This is a genomic window from Limnobaculum allomyrinae (genome assembly GCF_016649425.1).
GTDB lineage: Bacteria > Pseudomonadota > Gammaproteobacteria > Enterobacterales > Enterobacteriaceae > Limnobaculum > Limnobaculum allomyrinae.
In genome coordinates, this window is record NZ_JADRCR010000021.1 from 1 (window position 1) to 11401 (window position 11401).

Annotated in this window: 10 protein-coding genes; 1 reads left to right on the forward strand and 9 read right to left on the reverse strand. The window is 43.9% G+C overall.

Annotated features, from left to right (window positions below):
- From I2494_RS20310 to I2494_RS20340, 7 genes are all read right to left on the reverse strand, one after another.
- The coding region (locus I2494_RS20310; protein ID WP_228351052.1) for a prophage tail fiber N-terminal domain-containing protein at nucleotides 1–618 on the reverse strand (618 nt) is incomplete at its 3' end.
- A 21-nt stretch (nucleotides 619–639) separates the two neighbouring features.
- Nucleotides 640–1638 (reverse strand): DUF6453 family protein, encoded by a 999-nt coding sequence (locus tag I2494_RS20315; RefSeq protein WP_218468788.1) that lies wholly within the window; start codon nucleotides 1636–1638, stop codon nucleotides 640–642.
- Complete coding sequence (locus tag I2494_RS20320; protein WP_218468789.1) at nucleotides 1638–4841, reverse strand: host specificity protein J; 3204 nt, start codon at nucleotides 4839–4841, stop codon at nucleotides 1638–1640. The genes I2494_RS20315 and I2494_RS20320 overlap by 1 nt, the downstream gene beginning before the upstream one ends.
- Before the next feature lie 61 nt (nucleotides 4842–4902).
- Entirely contained in the window at nucleotides 4903–5448 is a 546-nt protein-coding gene (locus tag I2494_RS20325) for a tail assembly protein (RefSeq protein ID WP_218468790.1), read from the reverse strand.
- Nucleotides 5391–6116: a C40 family peptidase gene (locus I2494_RS20330; RefSeq protein WP_218468791.1), complete on the reverse strand. Its 726-nt coding sequence runs from the start codon at nucleotides 6114–6116 to the stop codon at nucleotides 5391–5393. Before I2494_RS20330 ends, I2494_RS20325 begins: the two co-directional genes overlap by 58 nt.
- 5 nt (nucleotides 6117–6121) lie before the next feature.
- Nucleotides 6122–6829 (reverse strand): phage minor tail protein L, encoded by a 708-nt coding sequence (locus I2494_RS20335; RefSeq protein WP_218468792.1) that lies wholly within the window; start codon nucleotides 6827–6829, stop codon nucleotides 6122–6124.
- A 63-nt stretch (nucleotides 6830–6892) separates the two neighbouring features.
- Nucleotides 6893–7459 carry a membrane lipoprotein lipid attachment site-containing protein gene (locus tag I2494_RS20340; protein ID WP_218468793.1) on the reverse strand — a complete coding sequence of 189 codons (567 nt, stop codon included), beginning with the start codon at nucleotides 7457–7459 and terminating at the stop codon, nucleotides 6893–6895.
- Between the two features lie 328 nt (nucleotides 7460–7787).
- Between I2494_RS20340 and I2494_RS20345 the strand changes: the two genes are divergently transcribed.
- Entirely contained in the window at nucleotides 7788–8690 is a 903-nt protein-coding gene (locus tag I2494_RS20345; protein WP_228351053.1) for a BRO-N domain-containing protein, read from the forward strand.
- Nucleotides 8691–8723: 33 nt separating this feature from the next.
- Here I2494_RS20345 and I2494_RS20350 read toward each other — a convergent pair whose 3' ends face one another.
- Together I2494_RS20350 and I2494_RS20355 are read right to left on the reverse strand one after the other, a co-directional pair.
- Entirely contained in the window at nucleotides 8724–9053 is a 330-nt protein-coding gene (locus tag I2494_RS20350) for a phage tail protein (protein WP_218468794.1), read from the reverse strand.
- A 2-nt stretch (nucleotides 9054–9055) separates the two neighbouring features.
- On the reverse strand, nucleotides 9056–11266 hold the full coding sequence (locus I2494_RS20355; RefSeq protein ID WP_218468795.1) for a hypothetical protein: 2211 nt from the start codon (nucleotides 11264–11266) through the stop codon (nucleotides 9056–9058).
- Between the last annotated feature and the right edge of the window lie 135 nt (nucleotides 11267–11401).

An 11401-nucleotide genomic window follows, 5' to 3' on the forward strand; every position in this document is an offset into this window, starting at 1 on the left:
CTGCTGTGCTAATTCTCTATCAGTTGAAACAGCCTGCTTATCATTGCTCACAGCGGCTCTATCTACTGCTGTGGACTGAGCATCTGCAGCAGTATTAGCTGCATTGTCGCTTGATGTTGCAGCAGACGCCGCTGCGCTGGTTTTAGAATTGCTTGCATCCAGAGCATCGGCACTAACTTGCTGCTGCTTTGCTGTCACATCAGTTTGAATAGAACGAACATCAGTCAGAATATTGTCGGCAAGTTCTTTATCTACTCTGGCTTCATCTGCCGCCTGTCGCGCCTCATCTCGTAACTGTTGGAAAATAAGGACCAGCTCTGGGGTTAGATCACTTTCACCAGGCATCATCAGAAAATCATTTAAAGTACCAGGCAGCGAATCAGCATACACATCAATACTACCAACACGCTTTGGAGGAAATCCCCTGACATATAGTGAAACTTCGTATTTCCCCGGTTCGACCTGCATTGTATATGAACCGGTAATATCAACCCCAAGGAGAGCGTCAGTTTCAACAACAACGGTTAAGGAGGTCTTTTTACAATGAAGCTCGATAGTACATTTCGGGATCGGTTTACCCATCCCATCGCGTAAAACGCCAGAGATTTTAATAGCCATGATTGACCTTTCAAATTGAGATTAGAAGTAGTCTGTTGCGTCCAGAACGGGAATGGTTGTACTGGTAATGCACCAGCGCGGCAAACCGACATAACTGCCGGTTGTAAAACTGCCGGTTAGCTGACTATGAGCAATAGCAAAACTATTGCCATTCATCGTTATTCCACTGCGATAGAGTAAATATTGGTTTCGTTGCCCTGTGGTGAAATCAGCGCCCGGAGAACAAACAGGCACCATCATCTGCTGAATACCTGCCGGAGCGCCTACCCATTGCATACCAGAGCCGGGCATCGACACTTCGCCACGAAGCAATAAAGGCGTGTGAGCACTGGTAAAAGTTGCCTGCCCTGCTGTGTTGTAAATAGCAAAGCCATACTGAGGAATAGTGAGATTAAATCCGCTGGAAACATAAACTATATAAGCCTCCACGGTCGCCGCGTTACCACTAAAATCGGTTGCTATTACGCCGGTTAAATCCGGTGTTGGTGCCAGTGAAACATTGGGATTGGTAAAGTTGGCAAATATTACCCCATTCCCCCGCCCCGGAATACCAGCAGGCAAATACCAGGTACCACTGATAAGGACTCGGGCCGAGTATGTCACAACGCCTGCCATCCCACTGTTCGTGATAGCAGAAAAATCCGTTGCATCCCATAGAGCCAGCCCATAGGCTCCTGTATTACCTGCAGGATAAATCTGCATCGCAGCAATTCGCATGTTGTTTGGTGTATCTGAATTAAACCGTGGGGTAACTTTGCTACCTGAAATATCAAAATAAGTAGCGTATGTTAAAGCCGGATATGCACCACCTGGCACCGGGTTAAAATTAGCAGTTATAATCGGGATCACATACATGGAAGTGCCAGCTACATAATCCGTAAAATAGCAATTATTCCAGTCCTGCCAGTTAGGATATTGACCGTTATCCTTAACCCCTAAAAAAGAAGCGGCCCGTGCGCCGCTTGTTATATTGATTGTCTTTCCTGTTCCCTGACTGATTAAAAAGCCATATTCAGCCATTACCAGAGTCTCCCGTTTCTTGTCATTAGTTGTCCATATTCGTTATAAACATCAACTGAACTGGAAGTAATCTGCAGGCCAACACCAGCGTTAGCATTGCGGATTGCTACATTTCCATACTGATCAACAATGAATCGGTCGTTAATATTAAGTGTTCCCCCCTGAATGCTGGCAGCAACAAGGGCTCCGCCTCTGATTACCGGTGCATAAATTTCCGTACCGGCTACCAGCCGGTCGCCGCGAATAGTTCCCAGTGCAATCAGATCACCGTCAATAAACAACATAGGCGTGATCCAGTCAGTGCCGTTATACATTCGAGAATCAGCCCGATCGACCTTGCCGGCACCATTAACGGAATAAAAGGTTAATACTGTATCAATACCGGGATCGGTACCGAATGCCGAGCGGAAAAGCGCATTTGCAACTTCTGCACTTCCGGGGAAAACACCTGACGCTGATTTAATACGGAAAATACCACCAGCCCCATTCCCCAAATCATTTTTAGAAGAAACACTGGTACCATCCAATAGCTGGATTTCGCCTTTTAAAATCAGCGTTTTTCTGTTGTTGTCCCAGTATAAATTCCGCTCAAACGAATCAGGATCGGTAAATGAAACAAAATCAGCAAGAAAATCTATAGCGCTGGCCTCATCGCCTGCCGTGATCGTGATACCGGTTACCCGATTATCTTTATTCACGACCAGCGCGGCACGGTCTTCCAGTAGTACGATGTTGCTGCTGTTCTCTTCTACCATTTCTGATAGCTCTTTCGCCCAGTCTAACTTTGGAATTTCAGGGCCAATCAAATCCAGAATATCTTCTGGCTTCAACTTCGTCCGCACTTGTTGGATCATCACATTAGACCGACCAACACCATTAACGGCCTGCACTCCATACCAGTATTCAGTGTCCGGTGTACAGTTCACATCATTAAGAACGGTTGCCCGTCCAAGATAGTTTGACTGTGCAATGACCTCTGCCTCAGTCATTCCTTTATAGAATTCATACTGAGTACCAAGGCTGGTTGGCTTCGTTACAACCGGTTTTATGGTTACGTTAAAGTTGCCTACAGTAACCTGAAGGTGATCGGGTAATGACGGAGGACCAATCTCAAAGACTGTCGTTGTCTCTGTTCCAAGTTGGCCAGCAGGATTTTTACCCCGGATAGCTACGGAATAATTACCCAGTGGAAGGTTGCCGCATAAAAATTCAGTATCAGACACGATTTCACGTTTATGCACCATATCTTCGCGCATCAGTTTCACATCGAACACTAAACCACTCATAACTCGTGGAGTGTCCCAGGTCATGCGGATCTGGAATACATCAGAATCAGGCATAGCTTCGATCTGTAAATGCTCAACTGGCGGGATCCTCCCGCTATATAACGTATTCGTGTCAGGGTCAAAGACGGTACCATTATCAACCACGGACTCTTTTTCTGGTACGTGCTGAATAGCTGAAATGGTATAGGTCCCCTCATCCTCAGATATCCCCAGCGCCCTGAATAATCGAGGTTTAATTGTTGCTGTTGATAATGTCCACATCCCGTAATCGGTCATGCCATCAATGGCCCTGCCAAGTACCAAGATATTTGGTTCTGGATGGGAAAAAACCTGCACTTTTTGCGGGGTGCCATTATTATCGATGTAACCAAAAAAAGCCTGTTCATCATCAGTAATAACAACATCACGATCCAGAGTTACGGTTTGTTTCCCATCATCAATACTGACTATACGGCCACCGATTCTGGCGCCAGCGAAATTGTTATCAGCAACTTCAATAATATCGCCTGGTAGATGTTTAATTCCCTCTCTGCCAACCTGAAAACTAACTGTCTGTTTTTCCAGTCGCTCGGTTTCTAATATCCATTTCCCTGCCCGGTGAGCTTGTCCACGAGAAGTACAGCCGAAAGCATCAACCTGACTGACGTTCAGTCCATACCTGGCGATTAACGTATCATCTGCAACATATTCCGTTGCTGTTTCCCACCCGTTATTCGGATCCACATAACGAACATGTACGGCAGTATGCCTAGCTTTTTGAGCGCTGGAAGAATAAGAGAACTTACCATCGATTACGTTAGCATTGCTGTAGCGCCAGACAGGATCAGACGGTCTGTCCATAACGCATGTCATCTGTAAACCATCCCAAACCGGCATAGCCCGAAACACCGATGCCAAATCATCCAGTAAATCTTTAGCCTGGCGCTGATCTGTGATGTAGGCATTGCACGTCATGCGTGGCTCTTTCCCACCAAAGCCATCATCAACCAGCTGATCACAATACTGAGAAATGATATACAAAGAGAATTTATCGCAGCCAAACTGCCCTAAACGTTTACCCAGACCGTACCGCTCATTGGTGACTAAATCATAAAATATCCAGGCTGGATTATTCGTCCAACTAGGCTTAAAAGTACCAGTCCATAATCCGTTATAAGTACGGTTTATTGAGTCGTAATTATCCGGAACCTGAACAATCAGCCCATCAATAAGATATTGACGGCTTGGTACCCCGTTAAACTGTTCAGAATCAAACTGAAGTCCAACAACGGCCGTATTGGGATAAGTGAGTTTTGTATCAATGATCTCGGTGTAACTGGACCAGACTGTTTTATTCTCCAGGCGAGAGGATGTGCTATCTTCATTCGTCCGGACAACTCGAATATTAAATGGACGAGCGGGAAGATCATCAACAATGACTGAGCGTAAATACTGGCTTCTCGTCTTACCATTGATATCCACTGTGCTAACTGTGCGCCAAATAGAACCACTCCCGACCTGCACAACTAATTGAACCCAGCTTCCATTCGTGTCGCCCTTATCAGTAACTTCATATAATGCAGAAACACCAACGGTAACCCGAACACGATCAATATCAACATCGGTAATGGTTCTAACTATAGGAGTTGAATGCTTTACTTCACTGCCAACAGAAACTTCGTTTTCAGAAGATGGGAAACCAGATAAGTAATCCTGTGCCTGGGTACCTGCGACCCATTGCAAATTAACACCAGCAAAATTATTGGTACCATCATCACCCTGTACTGGAGTTTTATTCAGATATACACCACGTAAACCACCTACCGGCCCTTCTATCTGTCCTTCACATAACATATCAATAATAGATAGCTTCTGTTTCGATTTTAGATTGTCAGGCTGCTCTGTTGGAGTGTGGGAACTGCCACCGCCTTTACCCATAATTATCCGGCTCCATAAATGAAAAAACCTGCCATAGCAGGTCATCATGTCTAACCAATAGTTATTCTGTGCTTAATCCTTGAGAAAGGACTTTTGAACCAATCATCATTCGCCCATAGCAAAGTGGTACCGGCTGGCCCTGAGCGATAGTATTATCAAGATTCGAAAACGCTGTATTATTATTCGTTGCCCCTTCCTCTGCAGTTTTAGTTTTCGGCATCTTCGTAAGCATTGTTGCAACGCCACCTAACATCAATCCGACACCGGCTCCAACAAGTCCATAGTTTTGGGTATAAATACCAACGACAACCATAGCGGCTCCAGCGACAAACTGAAGTATACCCATGGCATTTTTAGCCCCCAGTGCGCGAGGAATAATATGAATAACATCCGTCTCTTTCAAAACCGAGAGCATTCCCGCCTGTAATGCATTCTCATTAATATCATTACCAGCAATACGAACCCGATAATAATCACTTTGCATATGTTGGCGTAATCCTGGGATTTGTAGAGTTAACGCCCGGATAGCTTCAGCTGCATTAATTACATTCAGATTAAACTTACGTCCATATCGTTCGAGATCGCCGTAAAGCCGTACGATGGCCATGCTTTATGTCTCCATATTGAATGTGTGTACTTGATCCAGTAACCGTTATAAATATCTCTTTTACTCATCCGGTTAGGGCAATGGTGCAGTACTTGCTGATTTCCACAATAGATCGCAGCATGATTTGCTTTATGGCTACCAAGGCAAATTAAAATAATGTCACCGGGTTCCGCTTGTTTCACTCGATAAAAACCAGTTTTCGCCATATTGGTGATATAAAGATCCTGCTCTGTTTCCCACCAATTATCTGAACGAGAAAAATTAGGCATATCAATGCCAACCAGGTGATAAGCATCTTGAAATAGCGTGTAGCAATCCATTGATCCATGGTTAAAGCTACGCCCCAGCAATGGAGACACATTTTTGTATCGATAGATGTCTCCCCCACACACCAGCCACCAGTCAAGATTCGTCCGCCGCTGTACTTCTCTATCTGTTCCACTAAGTATCGGCAATCCATCAGGGTGACTATGAACTAATGCCACAATATCTCCAGCCGTATAAGCTCTTAACCAATCATCTGGCGATATTTCGAAAAACTCAGTCGGCGTGCCAGCAATATTAAGGCATGGCATATATGATAGCCCGGCTTCTGTTGCTATCACGAAGCCGCAAGATTCCTCGGGATAACATACTAATGCATGATCCAGTATTTGTTTTTCAATCATTTTATTTACCGGGACATTTTTGAAACGGACGGAAAACCACCAAAAGGGAGTGGGTTGCTTTTGCCAAATCTAAGTTTGCAGGATGTCAGGCGTTTACCACATTTATCACATGCAGGGTCTGTCATTGGGTTATCAAATTCATCAGCAACGGCCCCACCGGTATACCCACACTCAGAACTACGATAAATCCAGTTACAGGTATCTGCGATAATAGCTCTGGCTGGTAATAATGCGCCGTCGCTCTCACATGGCAGCGCTAATTCGAACTTGGCAAAGTCAGCTTCTAAAGCTGTCATCCGTTCAACCACATATCGAGAAACCAGCTCTTGTGTTGGATCTGCCTGTGGATTACCTTCAAGAAAGTTATCAGCATCCAGAAATTTACTATACATCTGTCGGCGAGTAACAATAGCGCCAACAAGATCATCATAATCTTGGCTTAATCCAGTAACCAACCCAGTAATATTGGCTGCAGTCAATGTTGGTCTATTACTCGTTCCCTGCCCATTAAATTCAAAACCGCTGGCTTCAATTGGATAAGGTTCGTATATTTTACCCTGCCATTTAACTGAACTTCTTATTTCATTCATTCCAGAATGAAATCGAAACAAGTCACCGCCAATATGTGTTAAATCAAGCTCAAACAACTCAACCAGCACATCCTGATTAGGCTTTGCCGTTTCTAATAGCGTTTGTTTTGGTAAATCCTGCATAATTTCTCCAGAATTTAGGTAATAAAAAACCCCGGCTAGCGGGGTTTTGATGAAATCAAGGAATTATTGATATTTAGAATCATCAGTAACTTTTAAAGATCCTGATAAATATCGCCCCAATTCATCCTTCAAAATCAAAGCATCTTCTTTATTTAAATATACGCTATAAAGACATATGCTCATCAATCCATCTGAACATTGCTGGATGTATAAATAATGATTTCTTTCATTACCTGATGCCATCCCAAACTTATAGGCTACTGATAGATATTTAGGCCCAGACAGTTCCTGCATCTCTTTATCTACTATATCTGAATCTCTTTTTGCTATAGATTCCCATTTCAAATATTTATCAATAATGTTAATGGCTGTATCTGCACCATCTTTATCCAATGCTAAATAGAATCTGTCTTTACCAAATTCACTATAGCTATATAAATCAATCAAATACTTTATATATTCTTTATCCCCATAAGTAACAACACTTGCGGATGTGAGCATTGGCATATAGGCTTTAGCTACACTATTATAAGCTCTTGCTGATAATTTTGTTGATATTGATTTTTCCTGAACGCTAGCACAACCAGACAATATAAATAATATACTAATAAATAAAACTATTTTTCTCATAATTCCATACCTGACAAAGTAAGAAGCTACACCATAATATCAACCGAAACCGACACGCGCACCTGACATTAATACTAGTTGTGATATGGATTTAGATAAATATCTTGCTCATAACGCTTACTTCCTATATCTTTCTTGCATGGTGCTCAAAACACCTCAAGTAGCGGTTACCGCGCCCGTTAGATATGCGGTTTTTTTGTATCTGGATTTTGAATTATGATCGGGCGTGTGGCTAATAAAATACCCGAAAGGGAAATATGCCCGCCGTCTACTTGCGGTTTTGAGCGCCTGATCACCCCAACTCAAAATATCAAGTAGGATACAAATTATGACCAAACAACCTGTAGTTCCATTCACTTTTGAATCCCATAATATAAGAGCACTAAACATAAACAGTGATCCTTGGTTTGTTGCTCAGGATGTATGCTCTGTTCTCGGCATCCAGAACGTTACGCAAGCCATTGAAAGATTAGATGACGATGAACGATCTATGTTTAACATAGGGCGTCAAGGTGTGGTAAATATTGTCAATGAGTCCGGTATGTATACGCTGGTTCTTCGTTGCCGTGATGCTGTGAAAAAAGGATCTGTTCCTCATCGATTCCGTAAGTGGGTCACTGCGGAGGTTTTGCCGTCAATCCGCAAAAATGGCGTATATGCCAAACCGAAGGTTCGCCAATGCACAGCAAAGCAACTTACCCCATTACGCCAGACCGCTGAGCGGTTAATCACAACGGGTCTTGGTAAAATCTACCCTGACATTTGGAAACTGGTTCATCAGCACTTCGAGGTTGACCATATTCACCAACTTACACCGCCGCAAGTTGCTGAAGCCGTTGAATACCTCAACGTTCTTGAAGGTGAATATCTTGGTAAACAACAATCACCTGAAATTTCAGAACTAAATATTCACTTTCCCATAACATGGTGGAACCAGCACGAATATATTCTGAGAGCTAATGGGTGTAGTGATTTCTCTCACACCAATCCATGTAGATTCCCAGTAAAAATGCTGTTTGGACTTAGTGACAGCGCACCATCAGCTATTAGCGCATTACTATTTAATTTAGCTAAGGCCGGTTATGACGTAAGTGCAGCCAGACTAGAGCACCTTGCCCATCGCCATTATGCTGAAATCATGTACTATAAGATTGAGAATATAAACAAAAGCTGCTCATCTATAATTAATAGTAATGCTGGCTTTAGAATTAGCCCTAGCTATAAACCATAAATATATTATGGGCTGTATTTTACAGCCCTTTATTTAAACCATAACCTCTTCAAACTCGCAGGATATTTCTATTCTTCTCCTGTTTATTGTTGGCGTCCACTTCCGGCAAACAACTTTAATCGGTTCATAACGAAGTGGCGGAGTCCACCAAAAAGCATCAACACCACCATGGCTCGTTAAAAAATCATCAATCACCCAGAACTCATGGCGAGGGATCCTAAAGGTTAAAGAATACGTTTTGAGGTTATTATTTATCCCCTTTGGCTGTCGCTGTTCATAACCATCGCCAAACTTAACAACGCGCACGTTGGGCTCAGTTGGCACAGACATTCCAGGTACTGGGCGCCAATGAAATGTTTCCATTGCTATCCTCTTCTATTCAGTAGACCACCAGGTCGTGACTGCTCAGTAATAACTGATATCGTTTGCTGTCTAATCAATGCCCCTAACGCTTTTCCATCCTGTTCAGAGACATTATTACCAGCTTCAACGGGAATATTAATATTGATAACATTCCCACCACGGCTACCATTGGCGCTACTCAAATAACTTTTTAAATCAGCATTTGTCCGGGCATCAACAACACGCTCACCCCGATCAAGTAACCATGTACCTTCTCTGGGGACATTATCAATACCATCGTGTGCCATACCAGCTATGGTTTGGCTGGCTATCATCCCTATAGAGGCATAGCCTAATCCTCTGACTAATGCTGCTGCCGGTATACCCAGAACCGTACCCATCTCCAATGCTTTTGTGGCTGCAACTTCAGTGCTGATCATTGCCTGCGCGATCGCAGCCGCTTTGCTGGTTAAAAACATTGCTTTATAAGCAGCGCTATTCTTATCCCCCATCTGAGACATCATATCAGCCATTTGCCCGGTCATACTGGCAACAGTACCCAGTGCAGCAGCGGAATAAGCGCTCTGTATTTCAGAACGGCGAGCAGCACCGGTTTGCTCTATCTCCGTTAATCGGTCAGCATGCTGTTTTGCGTTGATCTCTTTTTCTGCAAGCAACTGATTTTGCATTTCAATTTGTGTATCATGCCACTTTTTAAGCTCTGCCTCGGCCTTGGCAATATTAATCATTTCACTAGCAGCACCACCCACTTCTGGCGACAGTCCGTCAAATTCTGGTGGCTTGGCTACACTGGCTTTAGATATTTTCTCTGCGGCTTCCTGATACTCTCCCGCGCTCAGATTCGCCTTTTTAAGTACTTCCAGGCGTTCTTTGGTTGTAGAGAGCAATCGCTCTTCATCCGTCTGTAATCCATCCATTAAGGACTTGTAATCACGTTGGGCATTCAAGCGATCCAGCTCAATAGCATTACGCTCAAGAGCTACTTTTTTAGCAGAGTCGAGTGATTTCAGTTCACCATGGGTAAATTGATATTGAATTTTGGCAAGTTCAGAAGTCTTTCCATACAACGCAATTTGCTGCAACATTTGTGCATTTTGGCGCTTAAACGTATCCTCTGGTTTATTACCACTACCCCCACTTGCCTTACTTTTCTTTGGCTTCTCTTCATTTAACTTATATAAACTTTTAAGTTTACCAGCGAGATCGGTTAATTTGGCCTTTAGTCCTTCGGCCATATCCCCAGCTATTTCCTCACTCTTTGCCAGAGTAATAAGATCAGCAGCAGATTCCAAAGCGGCATCGCCCATAGCCCTTTGTAAACCAGCGAGAACAAAGGCTTCCTCTGATAAACCCTTACTCGCCAATTTAGCCACATCAATTTGAAGTGCAGTGCTATTGATGGATTTATCCAGGCTCTCAAAATTGAGAGCAAGACGAGCAGCTTCATTTGCAGCAGCAGATACATCGTCAACGGTTTCTCTCAATGCCACACCTGCACGATACGCTGTATTAGTCAGCATATTGTATTCATGTCCGGCCTTATTAAGTCCTTCCTCCAGATCCTGAATCGCTTTCAACTGCTTTTTGATATCCCGCTCAATAGCGGCGGCATCGTGACGAATAAACGGACTGGGCTCAACCTCTCCGGCATTTACCTGACCAGCCATTTGCAATTCAAGGTAGTAAGATTTTAACTTTGCTCTGGCAGACTCAATCTGATCTTCTTGCTTTTTAATTACCTCAAATTGCTCTGATATAGCTGAGTTTTTTGTGACATCGTTCATTTTCTCGATATCAGACGTCAACAATTTGACCTGATCTTTCAATGCTAAAGCATTTCTCTCCGCTTCCGCTGATTTCTGGGCAAAGTAAAAAATACCCGTTGCAGCCATGGCGGCAATGCCAGCAGGACCGCCCAGCAACCCCATGCCAGCAGAAAGCAAACTGGTCGAAGAAGCCAGTCGTGCCTGTGCAGCAGTCAAAGCATCAACCGTTGCCTTTCGTCTTCTCTGAGCCATATCAAGCGCTCGTTCTGCTGCGGCTTGTTGCAATGTACCTTGTGCGGCAGCTAAAGCTGCTGTGCGACGACTGACATCAGCAGAGGCCTGAATCAATGCAGCCCTTCCGGCTTTAACCTGCGCCGTAGCTAATGATATTTGAGCCTTATGAGCACGAAGTAACCCGGTAGCAGCGCTGCCAGCATTCATCCCCATGCTTGTCAGATAACCGCCATACTGTTGCCTAACGCCTTATAGCGTTTACCATCAACAGCTCGGTACCGTGCTTCTTCGTCGGGGATGTTGGGGAAAAATAGACGCATGAATGCCAGTTCATCAGCTTCAATACGT